The following is a 21,060-nucleotide window of genomic DNA, read 5'->3' as shown; positions in this document are numbered from 1 at the left end:
TAATATGATAAGATAAAGAGCGTGTGAAACGTAACTGACAGAGGCAGGAAGGGATTAGATGTCATCTAAGTTTTTAAAAGGGGCTTTTATATTAACGCTGGGAGCGATCATTTCCAAGATACTTGGTTTATTTTACGTCATCCCATTTGAACATATGGTTGGGAATAAAGGGGCTACCCTCTATCAATATGGGTACGTTCCATATACCATTTTCATTAGCTTTGCAACGGCAGGCATGCCGCTTGCTGTTTCTAAATTCATTTCGAAGTATAATGCGCTCGAGGAGTACGCCGTCGGTGAGAAGTTATTTAAATCGAGCCTGAAATTAATGGTTGTCACCGGTTTTCTCGCTTTTTTGATTCTCTATACGATGGCCCCGCTGTTTACTGGAGTCTTTGGGGTCAGGCAGGAAGATGTCAGGGATGTCACGGAGATCATACGGGCAGTCAGCTTCGCCTTGATTTTTGTACCGTTCATGAGCATCATCCGCGGCTTTTTTCAAGGTCATGAAGCGATGGAACCAACGGCCATATCTCAGGTTATCGAACAAATTGTCCGCATCGTGTTCCTTTTGGCTGGTGTGTATGTTGTTTTGAATGTCCTAGATGGAGAGTTAGTGAGAGCCATCCAAGTAGCTACGTTCGCGGCGACGGTAGGGGCTGTCGGCGGTTTAGTGGTGTTATTTTGGTATTGGAAAAAACAAAAACCCCATTTGGACAGCTTGATGAAGAAAGACCGGGGGACGATGGAAATTTCCCTGAAGGAGATCTATAAAGAAATATTTCTTTCGTCGATTCCTTTCATATTTGTAGGAATCGCGATGCCATTGTTTCAGTTTGCAGACTTGTTGTCTTTTAATAAAGCGATGGCATCCATCGGATTACAGCATGTCGCAGAAGATGCTCTTGGAGTTTTGAATGTATATGCCCAAAAGCTTGTCTTGATTCCGATGACGCTTGCAACCGGGTTTTCAATGGCGCTTCTTCCCTCGGTGACGAAGGCATATGTAAGCGAGGATTCGGAAGAGTTAAACCGCCAGCTGAACCAAGCCTTCCAAATTTTGTTGTTCATTACGATTCCAGCGGTTGTTGGTATGTCGGTGCTAGCGGATCCAATCTATAGCGCCTTTTACAGCCATGATCCACTTGGAATCAGTGTCCTGAAGGCATATGCGCCCGTTTCCATCTTATTTGCGCTTTTTTCCGTTTCGGCGGCCATTTTACAAGGCATCAATCAGCAAAAATATACGGTGCTCAGCCTGCTTGTTGGCTTTTTAATCAAATTGAGCTTGAATATCCCGATGATCAAGTTGTTTGAAACGGAAGGATCCGTTTATGCCACGGCATTCGGCTACTTGGCTGCTGTGCTGCTGAATTTGTATGTCATTACCTACTTTACTGGATATCGTTACAGCCTTACCATCAGAAGATCAGTTTTGATAACTGTTTTTTCAATTATAATGGGACTGGCTGCATGGGGCATGTTCAGTTTATTATCACTGTGGCTTACAACGGAAGGGCGATTCCAGGCGATTTTGATTTGTGCGGTTAGTGCGATTTTTGGGGCCCTCATTTATGCGGCGCTTTCCTTGAAAAGCAAGCTTGCACATCGTTTATTCGGTAGCCGGATCGACAGGTTAAAGCAGAAATTGGGATTATAAGATAGAAGTTTACGATGTAAAAAAAAGGGTATTATGAATGGAGTAATCCCCTGATTAAAATATACTGGCCTTGCCTGTCATAAAAGTGGGCAAGGCTTTTTACTGAATAGGCTTTAGGAGGAAATAATGAGAATTGATAAGATATTATCCAATATTGGTTACGGAAGCAGAAAAGAAGTAAAAAAACTCTTGAAATCTGGAGCCGTGAAGGTCAATGAACGGCTACTGAAGGACCCGAAGGAACAAGTGGATCCTGATACAGAAATCGTAACGGTTCATGGTGAACGGGTTGAATATAGAGAATTTATATATTTAATGATGAATAAGCCGCCAGGTGTGTTGTCGGCTACTGAAGATAAACACCAGGAGACGGTCATTGACATCTTAGAGCCAGAGGATTCGGTTTTCGAACCATTCCCAGTCGGGCGTTTGGATAAAGACACAGAAGGCCTATTGCTGATCACGAATGACGGAAAGCTTGCCCACCAACTACTTTCCCCGAAAAAACACGTCCCTAAAACGTATTTTGCGGTCATTGACGGCGAAGTAACGGAGCGAGACATTGCTGCATTCCGCAACGGCGTTACCCTAGATGATGGGTACGAAACAAAACCAGGTGAATTAAATATTTTAAAATCAGGGCTTACATCGGATATTGAGCTAACGATTATGGAAGGGAAGTTTCATCAAGTGAAACGGATGTTTGAGTCCGTAGGGAAACGGGTCGTGTATCTAAAGCGTCTCTCGATGGGAAGCCTGCAGCTTGATGAAGAACTTGAACTTGGCGAATACAGGGAGTTAACAGCAGAAGAGCTCGAACAACTGAAAGCTGGCCAGCCGACTGAATAATAAATAAGCAAGAAAAAATGAGGCGAACAATTATGTCCGCCTCAAACTTATTTTACATATCGATTTTCGTTCGGGTGGTCGTTCTTTTTAAGATGACATCTTTACCTTTTTACTTGTTGTCGTCCAAAGGCCGCGGCTTGGGCTTTGAACAAGGTCATTGTAAGCTAAGACATTTAAATCGCGCTGCACAGTTCGAGGAGTGATGCCAAATTCTTCTACAAGCTCTTGAGTAGAAACCGTACCGTTATTACTAATGAACATATAAACGGATTTAATACGGGTTAACATGCGATTTGTTGAAGGTTTCAAAAAATCACTCCTTATTCTTTTCATTGTTATTCTGAACAAATGAAAACAACCGATATGTCGGACAGCATTTCAGCTGTCACTATGTACTTGCTATACCCACCCTATAACTCCTCGGAAACATTTAGAAAAAACAAGATGTCATTAGCTATATTTTACCCCTTTACAAAACTAAATTCTATAAAAAAATGACAATTGACTAAATATTACATTTATTATATCAAATTTTAACAAAAATATTACAGTAAATGATAATAGAGGTAATTTTTTATTTCATATCACCTTTTGCATACTCATATTTTGACATTAAACAATGCAAAATATGCATTCAGTAGATTTTTACATAATTAAATGAACATAAAACATGGTATGGGCTATTTTTTACATGAAAAAGCCAATCATTTAATCAATCTTAGAACCTTGTTCAGCTTAAACCATTGAGTAACCTTGACTAAGGGGAGTATACATGTTACTTTACATATAGAATTTAAATCGTAATTATTACGCTTTGTGTTTAAGGATAGGATTTGCTTGATGAGTAACGTTTACGATGTCATAATGAGGTGTTGAGCAGTATAGCTTTTTCATACATAATCTCAAGGAGTTTAAATATAATCAAATTCGAGGTAGAGTCATATGAACGAAAGATTAATGGAGTTTTTATTGCGTGACGAGGTGACCAAACTTTCTGGCGTGAAAAAACAAGTGTATGAATTCATCGTGAATGAAGAAGATTATCTCGCTTCAAAAGCGGACACGGTCGATCACTTTATGAGATTACTGGTAAAGCATTCCCCACCCCGGCTCGCTGCTCGTCATTTTAATATGCCGTATGGTGAAATCATTCGTTTCATGCATGAAATTGAAGAAGAACTGAATGAAAGATTAGAGGAAAGATGTAAAAAGGTGAAGTGGATGGACTATACGGAAAAGAGTCAACAAACGTTTGAGGAATATCATAGGAAGTTATTTCTATTTGTTAATTAAATCTGATTGAGCGAATGCCCTTGGTAACAAGGGCATTTGCATTTTTTGGATAAAAATGAATGAATAACCTAAAAAAAAGATGGCTGCCATAAGCCGGAACTTTCAAACGCAATATATTGCTATATATTCAGTAACGAAAGTTAAATCCATACGTCTAATTGAATGGAGGTGTTTGATGAAGAAAAACATAGTGGTTTTCATGTTTATAGTATGTATTTTTTATTTGTCTGGTTGTTTTAATACAGAAATCAAAACCGTGACATCTAAAAATCCAGATGCAGAAGAAGTTTTAAAACTCGATAAAAATGCAGACATTCTCCAATGGGAAAAAATAATTTATAAAACGGATATTGAATGGGTGAATGAGCTTAAACTGACTAAGAACGAATCTGTTGGAGAAATTACAGAGGTATTCTCAAATGGTTTCAGTAAATCGTTAAAAGATGGTATGGCCAATCAATTACCCATAGGAGCAAAAATATACTCAACAAAAGAGCGTGATGACGTGCTAATCGTTGAATATAACGGGAAAGTAAAGTATTACTTAGCTCTTACCGAAGGCTAGCACACCGATTTAGGGATCCCCTTAGCCGAATTCTTTAGTGGATGTGCAAACACAGATGATAAGTCCAATGCGGATCAAGAAAAAGCAATATCAGAACAAACAGATGTTAATAAAACAGAAAATTCTGATATAAGTACTTCACCACATCTCCCTTATACACACCGAAAGCTGCAGCTTCTATGAGGGGGAATAAACAAGGAAATAAAAAACGGAAATTATACAACAAAGTATAATTTCCGTTTTTTTTTATGCATTTAAGAAATAATTAAATTTGTGTTCGTTTCTTTATACGTATTGATGAAATCTTTGTGTAAATGATGGTCTGTAATAATGTAATCGATTTTATCCAGCGATGCAATCCCAATGGTTACGTCTTTCCCAAATTTAGTGCTGTCAGCGGCAACATAGACTTCTTTAGATAATTCAATGATTTTTTTCCGAGTGTTTGCTTCATCTAAATTATAGTCGGAAATACCTTTTTCAATTGTAATACCACTTGCACATATAAAGGCTTTCGATATATTCAATTCGCTAAAATTAAATAAGTAATCAAAAGCTACAATAGACTGTTCATTCTGCCTTACCTTTCCCCCGATAATCAATAACTCGATATCACTATTGATTAGCTCATTTACAACAGGGATCGAACTGGTTATCACGGTTAGTTTCTTTTTCTGTTTTATATAATTAGCTATTTGATAGGTTGTCGAACCGCTATCGATATAAATACAATCACCATCGTTGATATACTCACTGCATTTTTGTGCGATCATTTCTTTTTCTTTTAATTGACTAAACATACGTTCATCTATTGTCGATTCACCAAACTGTGATTTAACTAGCTTAACTCCACCATAAATTTTTTCGATTTTTCCTTGTTTTGTAAGAAAGTTTAAATCTCTTCTAAGGGTTTCAATAGAAACTTTTAGTTCTTCTGTAAGCTCAGCTATCTTCATAACTTTTTTTATCGTTAATAATTCAATGATTTTCTTTTGCCTTTCAAGTGGAAGCATGGATTCACCCGCCTATTCAACGTAATCTTTTTCCCTCTATTGATTTTAGTTTACTGTTTGCCCATAACATATTCAACATGCGCTAGGGGACTTAATGATAACTATATCACTAGTTGGTCAAAATATAGTACCAAATTGGTAATAAAGTGTTCAATATTTACAAAGCATTTACATGAATCTCAAATTCGATTTACATATAGATTTTATACTGAGGGTGTATTAAAGGAGGTGAACAGTTTGCTAAAATTACAAAATATTAGCAAGCAATTCGATGATAAATTAGTTTTAGATAATATAAATCTTGAAATTAAAACAGGAGAGATCGTTTCACTGCTAGGGCCAAGTGGGAGCGGTAAAACTACTTTATTGAATATTATCTTAGGATTAACGAGTATGAATCATGGAAAAATCATTTTTAATGATACCGATTTGAGTAACGTGCCGATGAAGGATCGGGGATTTAATATAGTCTTCCAAGATTATGCACTTTTCCCTCATTTAAATGCATACGAAAATATTGTATATGGTTTAAGAAATAAGAAGGGGTTAGTGTCTGAGAAAGAATTGCAGGAATATATTGATTTCTTAGAGCTAAAACCTCATTTAACAAAGAAAATGGGTGAATTATCGGGTGGTCAAAAACAGCGGGTAGCGCTTGCAAGAACACTCGTAATGAAACCGAAAGTTTTATTACTAGATGAACCATTGAGTGCATTGGACGGTGTTATTAAGGAATCCATAAAGCAACGTATTAAATCTATTGCGAGAGAATTTAAGTTAACGACGATTATTGTGACACATGACCCAGAAGAGGCCTTAACGATGTCCGATAAAATTTTAATTATAAATAAGGGAAATATTTCTCAATTTGGAACACCTCAAGAAATTATAAATCAGCCCACCAATGATTTTGTAAAGGAATTTATACTCAAGCAATTACAGATCAAGAGAGAAAATATACTTAACTTATTTGGTGAAAAGTATGCCTGATGTAAAACCGGCAATGCGAGTAATTTATATACCTATCTTATTGTTATTTACCGCCTTTCTATTACTTCCGCTTGGCATTTTGTTTGTTCGTTCATTTGAAACTAGCGAAGGATTCAATCTATCAAATTATCTTTCAATTCTTTCAAATAAAGAACTGTTGGAGTCAATTGGGAACAGCATTAAAATATCCAGTCTTACTGCTGTTATTACGACTGTTTTAGCATTTTCTCTTGCCTATTCCATCCATTGTACAAGAATATATAGGCCAATAAAAAGTGCGATTAAAACGGGGATCCTTGTTCCAATGCTACTTCCAACAATCACATTTGGGTTTGCGATTATCTATTCCTTTGGTAATCAAGGGATCATAACAAAGATTTTCGGTAGAAATCTCTTTGATATATATGGGTTTAACGGATTATTGATTGGCTATGTGATTTATACATTACCATCAGCCTTTCTGCTAATTAATAATTCTTTCAAGTATATTGATAAAAAGTTTATGGTCGTTTCAAAGCTAATGGGTGACGGAACAATAAGAAGTTTCATGAATACCATCGTTCGTCCGTTATTGGGAACCTTGGGTGGAGCATTTGTACTTTCCTTTATTTTGAGCTTTACGGATTTTGGAATACCGGCTTCAGTCGGCGGGACGTATACCGTAGTTGCGACTCAACTGTATCAAGTGATGCTTGGTTCCATCCCAGATTTTAATAATGGTGCGGCCATTGCCGTTCTGATGCTAATTCCAGTAGTATTTGGCGTTTTACTATTAAACTATCTTGAAAAATTTAATTTTCATTATGACAAGTTTAGCGATATAGAATTGTCTCAACATAAAGGTAGAGATTTATGTTTTGGGATGGTTTCATTACTGGTTTTAATAGGGATGCTTTCCGTTTTTGCTGTCATGTTCATTGCACCATTTTTAAACAGTTTTCCATACGATCTTTCGTTCACACTTAAGCACTTTATTGACACATTCCAATCGAGCGATTTAACAGCGGTTTACAAAAACTCCTTATTTGTTGCCATTTTGACGGCAGTATTTGGCACGTTAATCGCATTTTGCTCAGCCGTATTAAATGTCCGTACACCTCTAAAGTGGAAATCGTCTATTGATGTTATTTCAATGTTGACGAATACGGTTCCAGGCATGGTCTTAGGTTTATCGTATTTACTGCTTTTTAACGGAAGCAGTTGGAAGGGAACCTTTACAATCATTGTTCTTTGTAACATTGTCCACTTCTTTACGACACCCTATTTAATGGCGAAAAACTCTTTATCTAAAATGAATCCTGGTTGGGAAACAACTGGAGAGTTGTTAGGAGATAGCTGGATTAAGACAGTCTATCGGGTCATTCTTCCAAACTCAGCATCGACGGTGATTGAGATGTTTAGCTACTATTTTATCAATAGCATGGTCACCATTAGCGGGATTATCTTTTTAGTCACAGCTCAAACCACATTAGTAGCGAGCAAGATTAAAGAGCTGCAGCATTTCTCCAAATTCAATGAAATATTCATTTTATCTTTACTCATCTTTTTTACAAATTTAATCGTAAAGTTGCTTTGTGATCATTATCAAAAAAGACAATTCAAACATTAATGAGGAGGATATTATGTTTAAAACGATGAAAGTAGCATTATTATCTCTAGTTGCTATAGGATTAATTTTTTTACTGGTAGGTCGTACCAGTAGCAAAGCAGATGAAGGAAAAGTGGTCATCTACACAAATGGTGATGAAGAAGCTACTGAAGCTATAGAAACATCATTGAAAGAAGCTGGATACAAGGGGAAATATGTTCTTCAATCGTTTGGTACGTCTGAATTAGGCGGGAAACTGTTGGCAGAGGGAGATAAAATTGAGGCTGATATAGTGACGATGAGCTCTTATTTCATCGAAAGTGCTCAGCAGCAACACTCCATGTTTGAAGACCTAACATTTAGTACAAAACCACTGGAGCAAAATCCAGCCTATTATACGCCGATTTTAGCCAATACAGGTTCAATTTTCGTAAATACCGAAGTACTCAAACAAAAGGGATTACCTATGCCAGCCACAGTGAAAGATTTAACAAAACCAGAGTTTAAAGGGTCCGTCTCGATTCCAAACATATTGGACTCTTCGACAGGGTGGCTGTTAGTTCAAGCAATTATTAGCCAATACGGGGAGGAAGAGGGGAAAAAGGTTCTCCATGATTTAATTGCAAATTGCGGTCCGCATCTTGAAAGCTCAGGCTCGGGTCCAATTAATAAAGTGCAATCTGGGGAAGTGGCTGCAGGTTTTGGTTTGCGCTACCAAGCTGTGATGGCAAAAGAGTCAGGCTTACCGATAAAGTATGTCGATCCGGTTGAGGGGAACTTTTCCTATACAGAATCAGTGGCTGTCGTGAATAAAGACAATGCAACGTCGAGCTTAGCAATGAAAATGGCAGAAACAATCACTAAAGATGCACGACAAGATTTATTGACACATTATCCGGTCGCTCTTTATGAAGGAGAAACGGTGAAAGATATGAACAAACCGGCCCACCCAATGAAATATAAACAACCATTAACAGTTGAACTATTACAGCAGCATCAAGATTACTTTAAATCAGCTAAATAATTCTGTAAGGAGTGAAGGAATATGAATAACTATAAACTTTTAACACCTGGTCCATTGACTACTACAAGTACGGTGAAACAAGAAATGCTTGTTGACCGTTGCACATGGGAGAAGGATTATAAAGAAATTACACAAAAAATCAGATCCCAGCTACTCGAATTAGCATGTGCTGTAAAAGAGGAGTATACCGTTGTACTTATGCAAGGAAGTGGTTCGTTTGTTGTTGAATCGGTGTTGACGACTGCTATATCTAAAAGCGATAAAGTGCTGATTGTAACGAATGGAGCGTATGGTAAACGTATTGTGAAAATGGCACAGTGTATTGGACTGAATTATACGGAATATAGCGTGGAATACAATGAATATCCAAAAGAAGCTGAGATCAGGAGTATCTTAGAAGAAGATCAGGCAATTACACACATTGCAATGGTTCATTGTGAAACAACAACAGGTATTTTAAATCCGATTGAAATGGTTTCAAATCTATCGAAGGAACAAGGAAAAACATTAATTATAGATGCCATGAGTAGCTTTGGCGGAATAGACATCAATGTACCTGAACTGGGAATTGACTATTTAATTAGTAGTGCAAATAAATGTATTCAAGGAATCCCGGGATTTGGATTTGCCATTGCGAAGCTTGATAAACTTTTAGAGTGTGAAGGAAAAGCACGCAGTTTGTCACTGGACCTATATGATCAGTGGAAAGAGATGGATAAGGATGGGAAATGGCGATTCACATCTCCAACACATGTAGTGGCTGCATTTGCTAAAGCGTTAGAGGAGCTAAATGAAGAAGGCGGCATTTCAGCTAGATTTGCACGATATAAAAATAATAATGATAGGTTAAGAGAGTTGATGGGTAAATTGGGCATTCATCCATATATCACACCTGAAAAACAATCGCCTATTATTACAACATTCCTTTTTCCAGATGAACAGTTTAACTTTGAAGATTTCTATTCATTTATTAAAGAGGAAGGCTATGTAATCTATCCGGGAAAGCTGACTGACATAGATACATTCCGGATCGGCAACATAGGTGAAATCTATGAAGAAGATATCCAAAAATTATGTAATATTGTAGAAAAATATATGAAAGTGGTGACAGTATGAACAAAGTAGAAGGAGTAATTTTGGATTGGGCTGGGACAGCAGTGGATTTTGGATGTTTTGCGCCAGTAAATGTATTTGTTGATATATTTAAAAATGCTGGTATTGAAGTTACGATGGAAGAAGCAAGAGCTCCAATGGGGATGCTGAAAATTGACCATATACGTGCTATGCTGACCATGCCTAGAGTATCTGCCTTATGGGAAGAAAAATACGGAAGAATATTTAATGAACAAGATGTTGAAAATTTGTATGCTGAATTCGAGCCAGCACTTATGGCATCATTGTCGGATTATACAGATCCAATTCCAGGAGTTATCGAAACACTGGAAGTATTAAGAAATCAAGGGTTGAGGATTGGGTCGACAACAGGTTATACAAATATGATGATGGACGTCGTCGTACCTAATGCGTTGAAAAAAGGGTATAAGCCTGATTTTTATATTACCCCTGATGAAACAAATTCTATTGGAAGACCATATCCTTATATGATCTATCGAAATATGGAAGAATTAAAGCTATCGGCATCATGGAAAGTAGTAAAAGTAGGCGATACCATTTCAGATATTAAAGAGGGAGTAAATGCAGGAGTTTGGTCAGTTGGAGTCATTATTGGAAGCTCTGAGATGGGATTAAGTTTAGATGAGTTTACTAATCTATCAGAATTTGATAAAGAAAATGTAATCTCTAAAACTGCAAACTCCTTTATGCAAAATGGGGCTGATTTTACAATTAAAACGATGAGTGAACTTCCCGATATTATCGAAAGAATTAATAGTCTTATTTCAGATGGTAAGAGACCTCATACAAATTAAACATTAATGACAGTAAAAAAAGTGTAGCATATACTCTATTCTTGATGGAAATGAGATATGACTGCACTTTTTTTGATTTCTCTTCCTCTGGTGATAACAAAAGGTTCCTTTCTCTTAATTTTATCATAATAAGAGAAAGAGTAATTAAGCGCCAAGAAATCCTTTTCTACCACTGGATTTCCTCCAGAGAAGTTGTAGAGAACCGTAGTGCTCACCAACGTCAAAAACGGATTGATTGGGAAGAATCGAGAGTGTAACAACAATCCCATTGATTGTTTCATACCCGCAATCACGAGAGCGTCTTTTTTATCACTTTTGGACTGAGTGTTATCTCGATTCTCTTTATTTCTTTTTACAAGGTGAGGATTGACCTACGACATCAATCTTTTCGTTAGATTAATCTATGACGACCTGTAGGTCTCATACCGATAATAGTTGTGTCTAAGCCGTTTTTCATCTTTCTTATAAACATCGTGACTTTATTTTAAATCTACACTATATTTTCTTCAATTTTCAATACTGGTGGCTGTTTTTTAAGTCCTTTTGTCAATACAAGTAAATAAATGAAGCCTATTATTAACCAACTTACTCCAAGAACTTTTGAGTGCACATCAAGATTCACAAGTAGTAAAATATCAAGAGCAGCTCCAATAATAGGAATAATTAAATATAAGACAGTTCCTTTTACCGAACGTTCTCTATTTCTAATATAATAATGAGCAATTACGGCAATATTAACACAAGTATACGCAAGAAACGCCCCGAAATTAATAAATGATGCTACAAGATCTAAACTTAAAAATAAAGCAAGCAAAGAGACAGAACTAATGATCAGTATATTATTTACGGGTGTTCTATATCTCGGATGCAGGGTGCCAAAGAACCTTTCAGGGAACTGTCCATCTCGCCCCATCGTATAGAGGACTCGTGATGCACTTGCCTGGGACGACATGGCACTACCTAATACAGCTAATGCGTAAAGCGCAAGATATACTGAGTACATCGCCTTTCCACCAACAAGTTTAATAATTTCGTAGGCAGCCGAATCAGGATTATTAAATGTGTTATACTCTGGCCATACAAGAAACGAGAAATATGAAACACTTGTAAAGATTAAACCACCACCAAGAGTAATTAAAATAACAGCTCGGGGAATTGTTTTCTTAGGGTTCACTGTCTCTTCCGCAAACGCTGTAACTGATTCAAACCCAAGGAAACAAAAGCATAATAATGCTGCTCCAGCTATTGTATAAGAAAAGGGTTCTTTCGAATTATAGAATGGCTCAAGAGATAAAAGAGTGGCCGTGCTTTCTCCCATAAAAATTTCCTTAATAGAAAAACCTATAAAGATAAGGATAAAAAGAAAAGCAAAAATCGTTATGAATGCGTTTACATTTGTAGCAAACTTCAATCCTTTAATATTAATATAAGTGACGAGCATCAACATACCTGCAATCCAGATGTAACTTGGAATTGTAGGAAAGGCTGCTGAGAAAAAAATACCAAATACTAAATAATTTACCATTGGCATAAATAAATAATCCATTAAGATCACCCATCCGACAAGAAATCCAACAGAGGGATTGATCGATTTTTGCGTATAAACATAAGCAGAACCGGAAGATGGAAACGCAATTGCCATTTTCCCATAACTGTAAGCAGTAAACATCATTACCACTAGAGCAACTATCATTGCCCCCGGAACCATACCGTGGGAAATATTAGCCGCAATACCATACGTAGTAAAAGCTGTGGTTAACCCCATAAATGAAAAACCAAACAACACAACTGGAATGAGTGTAAGTGTTCTATCTGTTTTCCTTAAATTTGACATGTGAAATACTCTCCTCCTTTACCTGATTTAACCTTTTACAAGAAATGGGATAGCTTTTTTAATACGTGGTTTTCTAGAAATCATAAAAAAGTCAGTAAGATGCTAGGGAGCCTAATTTGAATTATCCATGAATGTTGTGTAGAACTTATCTCCCCATTCCTCGTAAAGAATTCCGGCTGCAGAATGGATAATTCATTGGAATGTATATTATATCTTATATAATTCCTGGAAAAATCTTCTCGCTAGCATCTTTACTGACTCCTGGAATTTCTTTAGTAGCGACTCGTTCAATATCTTGTATACTGATTTCTATTCATAGAAATGAAACGTAGAAATATGAGATGACTCTAAGGACGTTTTATTATTTGGACAATAGTAACTCTGTATTTATATCTGTATAAGGCATGTTATGATTGATCCCAACTTCGTGATGAACAATTTCACCGTTCAAAGTGCTGATACAATTTCTTACGATTACATCATTTACTATAACGTCCTTCAATCCATTATTCGCAATATTCATAATATATGGGCCGGTTGTCATCAACATCATGTTTGTCGAGGTTTGTGGACATAGAGCCGGCATATTCGGGACACAGTAATGTAGGACTTCTTGTTCATAATATACTGGTTCCTCTAAAGTCGTATAACGTGAGGTTTCAATTATACCCGTTCCTGCAATATCAATAATAATAGAATTAGGTTTCATCTTACTGACCATCTCTCGTGTTATGAGAGCTTCGGTTACCCCTGGCATCGGATAAATTGTATTAATTAAAACATCACTTTGAATAAGTTCTTCGAACATCGTATCTTTATCCCAACACAAAATGTCCACCTGTGGCAACTGATTGTTCAAATAATCAATGCGTTTCATTGATGCTTCCATGATTGTTACATTCAATCCGAGACCCACAGCAACTTGCGCAGTATTGAGTCCAGCATTGCCACCACCAAGTATGAATACTTTGCTCGACGGCAAACCGGCCAGTTTCCGGAGAAGTATTCCCTTTCCACCATAACCATATTGTGCATATTTGACTGCTTCGAGCATTGCTAATGTTCCTGCAATTTCACTCATTGGTTTAATCGTAGGTCTCGTCCCATCAGGTAAAACGATTAATTCCATTGATAATGAAATTGCTTTTGTATCTAGTAATGCCTGTGTCATTTCATGATTAACATCTTCCGCCAAATGAAACCATGCCATTATCATTTGATTTTCTCTAAGAAGACCGTATTCATAGGGTTGAAGTTCCTTCACTTTAACAACAAATTCTGCCTTCTCATAAATGTCGTCAATCGTGTTTACTATTTTTGCTCCAGCCAAAACATATTCCTCGTCACAAAAACCACTAGCTTCCCCTGCCATGCTTTGTATTAGTACTTCATGACCGGAAGCTGTTAATTTTTTTACCCATGTTGGATTTAATCCCACTCTAGTCTCTGCAGTTTTTAATTCTTTAGGAACTCCTACTATCATTGTTCATTCTCCTTTTTATTTGCATTTAATTAATTGAACATTCTAAAATCTTACAGGAAAATGATAACCCTTACATTAGACACGAGGTTAAATTTATATTAGTTTTTTTTTAACCAAGCACGTTTATTTATATCCCTTAGGACAGATCATCTGGACTTTCAAGAATGCAAAATTGGTAAAAGGTGATAATTTTTACATTTTTCATCTAGTGTTTTGGTTGTTTTCAGTTTCAGTACTCCACTGTTATTCTATAGAATAGATTCATGCGCACCTATAATAGATGAAAAAAGGTATAAATGGATACTATTATGAAAGATTCTCAGGTTGATTAAGTTATTTCATCAAAGCACGTAAAAGAACGTACTTATAGACACTGATCGTATTACTTGGGGGTAAACAGAGAAAGGGATCCATATTTTATGGGCTTAGACTTTCTAGTATAGTTATAATATGATACAGCTAACAATTATAAAATGAGGAGGTACATATGCTTACAGTACAAGATGTTCTTAAGCGCTCACTCTTTTCAAAGACGGAGGTAGTTGCAGGGGAAAACGGGCTGCACCGTCAAGTCAAATGGACACATGTCCTTGAAATTCCGTTTTTTGATGATACCATCTTTCAGGGAGGGGAACTGATACTCTCTACCGGGTTTGGGTTTGAATGGAAAGACTCCTCTAATACTTCATTTTTGTTAAATCTTATCGAACGCAACGCCTCATGTTTATGTATAGAACTTGGACATTACTTCGAAAATATTCCTAAAGAAATGATCGAGATGGCAAATGAGTATGACTTTCCGATTATTATTTTCAAAGAATTCATAAACTTCGTCGAAATAGCACAGGATCTACATTCGTTTTTCATTAATGCTCATCATGAGAAGTTGGTTACATTAGATTCGATTTCAAGAGAGTTCCATTCATTGTCACTCACTACTCATGGGTTATCAAATATTCTAAAGTTGTTGCAACAGAAGACAGAAGCACCAATTATCTATCTTCCTATAGATGGAACACCTTTTTCGATTCCAGGATTGAAAAATGACTTTATGGAACAGCTACTCCAAACCATTTACGAAGATAAAGAACACTGGCACGACCGAATTACAAATGATTCGCCCGTTGAATGGAAGGCATTAAACCATACTATTCTTCTCCAACCGATCGGGGCAATGGATCAAATCTGGGCGTACCTTGTTATGGCTTTAGATCGTGAATCGGATGAATTTGATTTCCTAATCCTTGATCGCGCTTCCCTAGCAATCTCACAAGACTTATTGCGCAAACATTATTTGGATGAAAAACGATTGCGTCTAGAATCCACATGGTTAAATGATTTACTTTATAGACGCATCAATAATGAGGAACAAGCAAGGGGATTTATTTCGTTAAAATCTAAACACTCTTGTATACGTTATCGAATTGCAATCATAGATATCGAAGATGTTTTTCATCCGTCTTCATTAAGTTTATCGGATGAAGAAAATGAATCTGCTATTTATCATTATTCTTTAAAAATTCGATCTGGGTTCGGAAAATATTCTTTTACACCCTATATCACTTCAATAAGAAATCAAATTATTGTATTAGCTATTGATCTGGGAACTGCCGATTCCTCTAAGGAACGCTTCTTGAAAGTGATCGATACCTTGCTATATGTTAGAGAAGGTGAATCTAGCCAAATCCGTATAGGCGTTGGGCGACAATACCAGTTACTTTTGGATGCTCATACTGGTTATCGAGAAGCGCAGTTAGCTTTAAATTATCGTTCATTTTCAACAAGTGCCTTTTACGAAGACCTTGGCATATTTCGGCTAATTCAATTAATTCAGCATGATCAAGATACAGCACATTTTATTGAGGACTATCTCTCTCCTTTAATAAACTATGATAAGGAATATGGAACGGAATTGCTTCTGACTTTAACGAAATACTTTGAGTTTGATCGCTCAAAGAAGCTTACGGCTCAAAAATTGCATATTGTAAGACAAACACTCTATCATCGGATGGAAAAAATAAAAAAGATTCTTGATTTTGATTTTGATATGCCGGAGAACAGATTAAACGTTGAAATGGCTTTGAAAGCATATCAACTTATACAACAAGGGGGAGTACCTACGAAGTAGTTATCAACCGCAAAGTAAATGTTATTAAATGTAAAGATGGCTCTAAGAATGCTAACAAAGTGACCATCTTGAAATGGCTTGACATCAACTTACTGTTACAGGAAAAATATTAAAGAGGTAACGCTACATATTCACCAAGCTAATAATATGATTTTTATGTCTCATAGAGGGGGGATTCTAAAACGATTTATTATGGAAGTAGAAGTTGAGGGGGGAGTATATGATTGTCATTGTCCAACCAAAGGGCGCATAGGCAACATTGTGTTCCGCAATATCTCTTATCTACTTTCTAAGAGTAATGATACGAATAGAGAGACCTATCCTGTTAAACTGCTGTATCTATGAATATGGCAGGTTAACTTTAACATTACACCTACAGAAGTAAATCTAATACGTTATTTTGAGATAAAAGCATAATGATATTTACATGTAGGAGTATGTCGTAGCACCCATCATTTTCAAGTTTTATTTCCATATTATAAAAAATAAGATTTCGAACCTATTGGGAATACTTTCTATAATAATATTAAGACTCCGAGGATTAAAAACAATTTAGCAATAATATTCATTGACGTCCCATACCACCTACTCCATTTAACCTAATTTTTCATTCTAATGGTAATACGCCATTTATCATTCATACACTCTTAATGAATGATAAGTTTCAGTAATTGGAAATAAACAACTCTGTTGATTTTTAAAATGAACAGAGTTATTTAACAAAGCCTTATTGTAAAAAGTAAGAAAAGAGTGTACCATTAAATGAGAATGATAATCAATCACAATTGGTTACCGAGGAGTGAGTGTAAATGGAACAGCAAGATTTATTCGATGTAACTGTTATTGGAGGAGGGCCAGCAGGCCTTTACTCCACTTTCTATAGTGGATTAAGAGAAATGAAGACAAAGCTTATTGAATATCAACCACAATTAGGCGGGAAAATTCATGTATATCCAGAGAAAATGATTTGGGACGTGGGAGGGCTGACACCAATTACGGGAGCAAAATTAATTGAACAGCTAGTAGAGCAAGGCTTAACATTTAACCCAGAAGTAGTGTTGAATGAAAAAGTGGAGTCAATCACGCGTAATGAAGAAGGTATTTTTGTATTACTTACTGCTTCAGGCCAAAAGCACTTTTCAAAAACAATAATTGTGGCTGTAGGCGGTGGAATATTGAATCCTCAAAAGCTAGAGATAGATGGGGCCGAAAGGTTTGAAGTCTCTAATTTGAACTACACAGTGAAGTCATTTAAACGATTTAAAGATAAAACAGTGATCATTTCCGGTGGTGGAAATTCTGCAATAGATTGGGCAAATGAATTAGAGCCTATCGCCAAAAAAGTTTATTTAACATACAGAAAAGATAGTTTAGCAGGTCATGAATCACAAGCAACACAATTAATGAACAGTTCCGCAGTTTGTATTTTAAATACTTCGATTACAAAACTAGTAGCCTGTGCTAATCATGAATTAATTGAACATGTTGAATTGACAAATCATGAAACTGGAGAGGTTTCGTACTTGCCCATTGATGAAGTGATTATAAATCATGGATATGAGCGTGATACTTCTCTACTTGAAAATAGTAAAGTGAGTATTGCTAAAGCAGATAATTACTTTATTGCAGGTAATGCTACTAGTGAATCTTCGATAGATGGAATTTACGCCGCTGGGGATATTCTAAAGCACGATGGGAAGTTAAATTTAATAGCAGGTACCTTCCAAGATGCAGCAAATGCTGTAAACAAGGCAAAACAATTTATCCAGCCTGACGCTAATGAAATTGGAATGGTCTCGTCACATAATGAAATCTTTAAAAAGCGCAATAGAGAATTAGTTAAACAAATGATGAAACCATCTAAAATTCTTTAACTGTTAATAAAAGCTCCAGTGCCCTTTTTGGCATGGAGCTTTATTAACTTCTTTTTATAGTGATTCTTTAATAACCTTTTTGTAATGAAAAACGGATAGGATTCCGAAAATCGAATACAATGCCGTGTATAATGCCATGACGATGATCATCGGTGTCCAAACTTCGGTCCCGAATAAGAACCATCCTGATTGGACTGCGAAATAACTGTGAAGCAACCCGACGACTAAAGGAATACCGAAATTGAAAACTTGTTTTGCTTGGATTCCTCTTAGTAAGTCACCTCGAGTGAATCCCAGTTTTCTTAAGATTGTATAATTGGATTTTTCGCCTTCACTTTCATCCATTTGTTTGAAATATAGGATACAACCGGATGTGACGAGGAAGGTTAATCCCAAGAAGCCGACTATGAACATGATAAGGCCCATATTCTTCTTCTGGGTGTTGAACATTTCTAATTGGGAACCATTTCCATATTCTTCTCTGAAACTCATTTTATTGAAAATATCATTCGCCTTTTCAAGTTCAGCTTCATCCTTCACATCAATCCCGATATTCACCGATGATACTTTTTGGATTTTCGGGTTGATATCCTTTTTCAAACGGTCGAATATCGTTTGGTCTACAATGGCAACGGGCAAACCGCCACTCGTAAAATAGTAGGACAAGAAGGTATCATCATTCAATCCCATATATGTTTGCGGAATGACTTCGTGTTTTCCTTTCAGTTCAATCTTTCCGGAATCCTTCAAGGACATGACCTTCTCCATCATATTACTGTATCCGCTGAAAAGGGTCTCATCTTCAGCAAGGTTGATTCCTTTAACGGATTCATCACTGATGACGGGGACAGTCATGATGTCTGGATCAAAGTTTACAGCTTCCAGGCTGGTCTCCATTATTTCCTTTACATTGACATCCACTTGAATGACATCAATCACCTTTTCGTTATAATCGATTTTACTGTCTGATAAAGCTTCTTTGAATGCATCCGCATCTTTCATATTCGTCATGGAAAAATCGGTAGGGATACTGCTTTGTGCACTCTTCTCTGCTGAGTAGTAGGAGATATAGCTTAATGATAATAATCCAATCGCCAAAGCGGAAACGGTCGTGATGATCGTCAATAATACCGCATTCGATTTCATCCGGAACATGATGGATGAAAGGGACAATACTTCATTGATGTTCAAATATCCATTTTTCTTTTTACGGACGATATTAAAAATAAAGCTTACGGAACCTTTATAAAATAGGTAGGTCCCGATGATGACGGATGCCAGAATGAAGACCATGGCCATAAAAAGCTCGGTCATCTCTGAAAAAGCTCCATCGAATAATTTGGATGAAACGACATAGCCAGCAATGATCAGGATGATCCCGAATATCCCGATGATCATTTCGAAAATCGAAACCTTTTTCACTTTTCCTTCCGTCATTGAAGTCACTCTAAATAATGATAAAATGGTCTGCCTTTTAATGAAGGCATAATTCATTAACATGATGAAAAGATAGATGGCGCTAAAAACGAGCACGGTTTGAACAAGCGGCTGAAAAGAAAATTGAAGGGTCGCGATCGCCTGGACACCAGTAATTTTAAATAAAATCATGATGATTAATTTTGAAGCCGCAAACCCTACAAAGATTCCCAGGAATACGGAACAGAAATACAAAATCAGGTTTTCCACACTCAGGATACGGAATATCCTGTTCTTGGTCATGCCTATCAATTGGAATAAGCCAATTTCTTTACTGCGTCTTTTTATGAAAATGCTATTGGCATATAAAAGGAATATGGAAACAATCGCAACAAGCAGGATCGATGCAGCCTTGATGGAGGCGGCCCCTTTCACTGTACCCTCCGTTTTATCCATCGATGGGTCATATTGCAAGGTGACAAAGGCAAAATAAAGGGAAGCGCTGAAGACTAGGGCAAACACATACAGGTAATAGTTCTTCAGATTCTTTTTCAGATTTCGAAAGATGAGTTGATTAATGCTCATTTTGAACCCCTCCCAAAACACCTTGTGTTTTCATGATGTCCTTGAAGAAGGTTTGTCTGGATTCTTCACCTTTATTCAATTGCGTATAGATTTGTCCATCTTTAATGAAAATGACTCGGCTGCAATAACTGGCCGCCACTGGATCATGGGTTACCATGATGATCGTCGCTTTGCGCTTTTTATTCATTTCGCTCAGTTTGTTCAGTAAATCGGAAGCTGATTTGGAGTCTAGCGCCCCAGTCGGTTCATCCGCAAAAATGATGCTTGGATCATGGATGAAAGCCCGTGCTGCAGACGTACGCTGTTTTTGACCACCGGAAATTTCATTTGGGTATTTATCCTTCACTTCATATATGCCCAGTTCCTTCGCCACGGTATCAAACTTTTGTGCGGCTTCATTATTGGGTGTTTTTGTAATGGATAAGGGCAAAAGGATATTTTCTTTGACAGTCAGTGTGTCCAATAAGTTATATTCCTGGAAGATGAAGCCTAAATGGTTCTTTCGAAATTCGGCCAGTTTCTTTTCTTTCATACCGGAAATTTCTTTTCCATCGATTATAATGCTCCCGTTGCTAATCTTATCAATCGAGGAGAGAACATTGAGCAATGTCGTTTTCCCTGAACCTGATGCTCCCATGATACTCACGAATTCGCCTTCTTGGATGTTAATATCCAGTCCTTTTAATACTTCTTGTTTATTAAATTTATTACCATAGCTTTTATGGATTTTTTTCGCTTCTAATATATTCATTTGGATACACTCCTTTTTTTCTATATCCTCATTATAAAAGGCAATGTATTTCTTTTCCTTCGTTTGGACGAACAAAGAA

At 36.7% G+C, this 21,060-nt stretch carries 19 protein-coding genes and 1 pseudogene; 12 read left to right on the top strand and 8 right to left on the bottom strand.

All coding sequences use genetic code 11. The features are described from left to right. The first annotated feature begins 58 nt into the window (after positions 1–58). Positions 59–1,660, top strand: a complete 1,602-nt coding sequence (locus RE409_RS21455) for a putative polysaccharide biosynthesis protein (protein ID WP_201186302.1) — start codon at positions 59–61, stop codon at positions 1,658–1,660. A 126-nt stretch (positions 1,661–1,786) separates the two neighbouring features. Beyond that, entirely contained in the window at positions 1,787–2,509 is a 723-nt protein-coding gene (locus RE409_RS21450; RefSeq protein WP_057214741.1) for a pseudouridine synthase, read from the top strand. An 87-nt stretch (positions 2,510–2,596) separates the two neighbouring features. Here the strand turns inward: RE409_RS21450 and RE409_RS21445 are convergent, their stop codons facing one another. Continuing rightward, positions 2,597–2,818, bottom strand: a complete 222-nt coding sequence (locus tag RE409_RS21445) for a DeoR family transcriptional regulator (RefSeq protein ID WP_034309346.1) — start codon at positions 2,816–2,818, stop codon at positions 2,597–2,599. A gap of 633 nt (positions 2,819–3,451) precedes the next feature. Here RE409_RS21445 and RE409_RS21440 point away from each other — a divergent pair. Together RE409_RS21440 and RE409_RS21435 are read left to right on the top strand one after the other, a co-directional pair. Further along, the gene (locus tag RE409_RS21440) at positions 3,452–3,802 is read left to right on the top strand and encodes a hypothetical protein (protein ID WP_053347388.1); all 351 of its coding nucleotides are present in this window, start codon (positions 3,452–3,454) and stop codon (positions 3,800–3,802) included. Positions 3,803–3,977: 175 nt separating this feature from the next. Continuing rightward, positions 3,978–4,367, top strand: coding sequence for a hypothetical protein (locus RE409_RS21435; protein ID WP_201253853.1), 390 nt, complete (start codon positions 3,978–3,980; stop codon positions 4,365–4,367). Positions 4,368–4,621: 254 nt separating this feature from the next. Here the strand turns inward: RE409_RS21435 and RE409_RS21430 are convergent, their stop codons facing one another. Then, positions 4,622–5,380, bottom strand: coding sequence for a DeoR/GlpR family DNA-binding transcription regulator (locus RE409_RS21430; protein WP_201186298.1), 759 nt, complete (start codon positions 5,378–5,380; stop codon positions 4,622–4,624). Positions 5,381–5,617: 237 nt separating this feature from the next. Between RE409_RS21430 and RE409_RS21425 the strand changes: the two genes are divergently transcribed. From RE409_RS21425 to phnX, 5 genes are read left to right on the top strand one after another with little or no spacing between them, the layout of a single operon-like run. Next, positions 5,618–6,370: an ABC transporter ATP-binding protein gene (locus tag RE409_RS21425; RefSeq protein WP_201186296.1), complete on the top strand. Its 753-nt coding sequence runs from the start codon at positions 5,618–5,620 to the stop codon at positions 6,368–6,370. After that, a complete protein-coding gene (locus RE409_RS21420; protein WP_309558027.1) occupies positions 6,363–7,979 on the top strand; it encodes an ABC transporter permease subunit in 1,617 nt (538 codons plus the stop codon). Before RE409_RS21425 ends, RE409_RS21420 begins: the two co-directional genes overlap by 8 nt. A gap of 13 nt (positions 7,980–7,992) precedes the next feature. Then, the gene (locus RE409_RS21415; RefSeq protein ID WP_201223339.1) at positions 7,993–8,982 is read left to right on the top strand and encodes an extracellular solute-binding protein; all 990 of its coding nucleotides are present in this window, start codon (positions 7,993–7,995) and stop codon (positions 8,980–8,982) included. A 21-nt stretch (positions 8,983–9,003) separates the two neighbouring features. After that, positions 9,004–10,098, top strand: coding sequence for a 2-aminoethylphosphonate--pyruvate transaminase (phnW, locus tag RE409_RS21410; RefSeq protein WP_309558026.1), 1,095 nt, complete (start codon positions 9,004–9,006; stop codon positions 10,096–10,098). Further along, positions 10,095–10,910, top strand: coding sequence for a phosphonoacetaldehyde hydrolase (phnX, locus tag RE409_RS21405; RefSeq protein ID WP_309558025.1), 816 nt, complete (start codon positions 10,095–10,097; stop codon positions 10,908–10,910). The genes phnW and phnX overlap by 4 nt, the downstream gene beginning before the upstream one ends. Before the next feature lie 35 nt (positions 10,911–10,945). Here the strand turns inward: phnX and RE409_RS21400 are convergent, their stop codons facing one another. The 4 genes and pseudogenes from RE409_RS21400 to RE409_RS21390 form a co-directional block, all read right to left on the bottom strand. Continuing rightward, complete coding sequence (locus tag RE409_RS21400) at positions 10,946–11,191, bottom strand: hypothetical protein (RefSeq protein WP_309558024.1); 246 nt, start codon at positions 11,189–11,191, stop codon at positions 10,946–10,948. Further along, positions 11,189–11,382: pseudogene (locus RE409_RS30770) on the bottom strand (transposase); the annotation flags it as partial. The pseudogene RE409_RS30770 and the gene RE409_RS21400, both read right to left, overlap by 3 nt. 18 nt (positions 11,383–11,400) lie before the next feature. Continuing rightward, positions 11,401–12,744, bottom strand: a complete 1,344-nt coding sequence (locus RE409_RS21395; protein WP_309558023.1) for an APC family permease — start codon at positions 12,742–12,744, stop codon at positions 11,401–11,403. Between the two features lie 361 nt (positions 12,745–13,105). Further along, positions 13,106–14,227 (bottom strand): alanine dehydrogenase, encoded by a 1,122-nt coding sequence (locus RE409_RS21390; RefSeq protein ID WP_201253846.1) that lies wholly within the window; start codon positions 14,225–14,227, stop codon positions 13,106–13,108. A 487-nt stretch (positions 14,228–14,714) separates the two neighbouring features. Between RE409_RS21390 and RE409_RS21385 the strand changes: the two genes are divergently transcribed. The 3 genes from RE409_RS21385 to RE409_RS21380 all read left to right on the top strand — a co-directional run bounded on the left by RE409_RS21385 (position 14,715) and on the right by RE409_RS21380 (position 18,229). Next, positions 14,715–16,355, top strand: coding sequence for a PucR family transcriptional regulator (locus tag RE409_RS21385; protein ID WP_201223344.1), 1,641 nt, complete (start codon positions 14,715–14,717; stop codon positions 16,353–16,355). 147 nt (positions 16,356–16,502) lie between these two features. Beyond that, a complete protein-coding gene (locus RE409_RS30765; RefSeq protein ID WP_397443377.1) occupies positions 16,503–16,700 on the top strand; it encodes a hypothetical protein in 198 nt (65 codons plus the stop codon). A 464-nt stretch (positions 16,701–17,164) separates the two neighbouring features. Beyond that, on the top strand, positions 17,165–18,229 hold the full coding sequence (locus tag RE409_RS21380; RefSeq protein WP_201186285.1) for an NAD(P)/FAD-dependent oxidoreductase: 1,065 nt from the start codon (positions 17,165–17,167) through the stop codon (positions 18,227–18,229). 54 nt (positions 18,230–18,283) lie between these two features. Here RE409_RS21380 and RE409_RS21375 read toward each other — a convergent pair whose 3' ends face one another. Together RE409_RS21375 and RE409_RS21370 are read right to left on the bottom strand one after the other, a co-directional pair. Further along, positions 18,284–20,230: an FtsX-like permease family protein gene (locus tag RE409_RS21375; protein ID WP_201250542.1), complete on the bottom strand. Its 1,947-nt coding sequence runs from the start codon at positions 20,228–20,230 to the stop codon at positions 18,284–18,286. Next, positions 20,220–20,981, bottom strand: coding sequence for an ABC transporter ATP-binding protein (locus RE409_RS21370; RefSeq protein ID WP_201186282.1), 762 nt, complete (start codon positions 20,979–20,981; stop codon positions 20,220–20,222). The genes RE409_RS21375 and RE409_RS21370 overlap by 11 nt, the downstream gene beginning before the upstream one ends. Between the last annotated feature and the right edge of the window lie 79 nt (positions 20,982–21,060).

The sequence above is a fragment of the Peribacillus sp. R9-11 genome (assembly GCF_031345095.1).
In the GTDB taxonomy this organism is placed as follows: domain Bacteria; phylum Bacillota; class Bacilli; order Bacillales; family DSM-1321; genus Peribacillus; species Peribacillus butanolivorans.
The sequence above is the reverse complement of the archived record's forward strand: the minus strand, read 5'-3'. Positions and strand labels throughout refer to the sequence as shown.

Excerpts from the sequence above, each read along its gene's own strand:
- RE409_RS21385 (WP_201223344.1), top strand. The coding sequence starts at position 14,715 with ATGCTTACAGTACAAGATGTTCTTAAGCGCTCACTCTTTTCAAAGACG.
- RE409_RS21440 (WP_053347388.1), top strand. The coding sequence starts at position 3,452 with ATGAACGAAAGATTAATGGAGTTTTTATTGCGTGACGAGGTGACCAAA.
- RE409_RS21380 (WP_201186285.1), top strand. The coding sequence starts at position 17,165 with ATGGAACAGCAAGATTTATTCGATGTAACTGTTATTGGAGGAGGGCCA.
- RE409_RS21430 (WP_201186298.1), bottom strand. The coding sequence starts at position 5,380 with ATGCTTCCACTTGAAAGGCAAAAGAAAATCATTGAATTATTAACGATA.
- phnX (WP_309558025.1), top strand. The coding sequence starts at position 10,095 with ATGAACAAAGTAGAAGGAGTAATTTTGGATTGGGCTGGGACAGCAGTG.
- RE409_RS21435 (WP_201253853.1), top strand. The coding sequence starts at position 3,978 with ATGAAGAAAAACATAGTGGTTTTCATGTTTATAGTATGTATTTTTTAT.
- RE409_RS21400 (WP_309558024.1), bottom strand. The coding sequence starts at position 11,191 with ATGAAACAATCAATGGGATTGTTGTTACACTCTCGATTCTTCCCAATC.
- RE409_RS30765 (WP_397443377.1), top strand. The coding sequence starts at position 16,503 with ATGATTTTTATGTCTCATAGAGGGGGGATTCTAAAACGATTTATTATG.
- RE409_RS21415 (WP_201223339.1), top strand. The coding sequence starts at position 7,993 with ATGTTTAAAACGATGAAAGTAGCATTATTATCTCTAGTTGCTATAGGA.
- RE409_RS21370 (WP_201186282.1), bottom strand. The coding sequence starts at position 20,981 with ATGAATATATTAGAAGCGAAAAAAATCCATAAAAGCTATGGTAATAAA.
- RE409_RS21455 (WP_201186302.1), top strand. The coding sequence starts at position 59 with ATGTCATCTAAGTTTTTAAAAGGGGCTTTTATATTAACGCTGGGAGCG.
- RE409_RS21390 (WP_201253846.1), bottom strand. The coding sequence starts at position 14,227 with ATGATAGTAGGAGTTCCTAAAGAATTAAAAACTGCAGAGACTAGAGTG.
- RE409_RS21450 (WP_057214741.1), top strand. The coding sequence starts at position 1,787 with ATGAGAATTGATAAGATATTATCCAATATTGGTTACGGAAGCAGAAAA.
- phnW (WP_309558026.1), top strand. The coding sequence starts at position 9,004 with ATGAATAACTATAAACTTTTAACACCTGGTCCATTGACTACTACAAGT.
- RE409_RS21395 (WP_309558023.1), bottom strand. The coding sequence starts at position 12,744 with ATGTCAAATTTAAGGAAAACAGATAGAACACTTACACTCATTCCAGTT.
- RE409_RS21375 (WP_201250542.1), bottom strand. The coding sequence starts at position 20,230 with ATGAGCATTAATCAACTCATCTTTCGAAATCTGAAAAAGAATCTGAAG.
- RE409_RS21420 (WP_309558027.1), top strand. The coding sequence starts at position 6,363 with ATGCCTGATGTAAAACCGGCAATGCGAGTAATTTATATACCTATCTTA.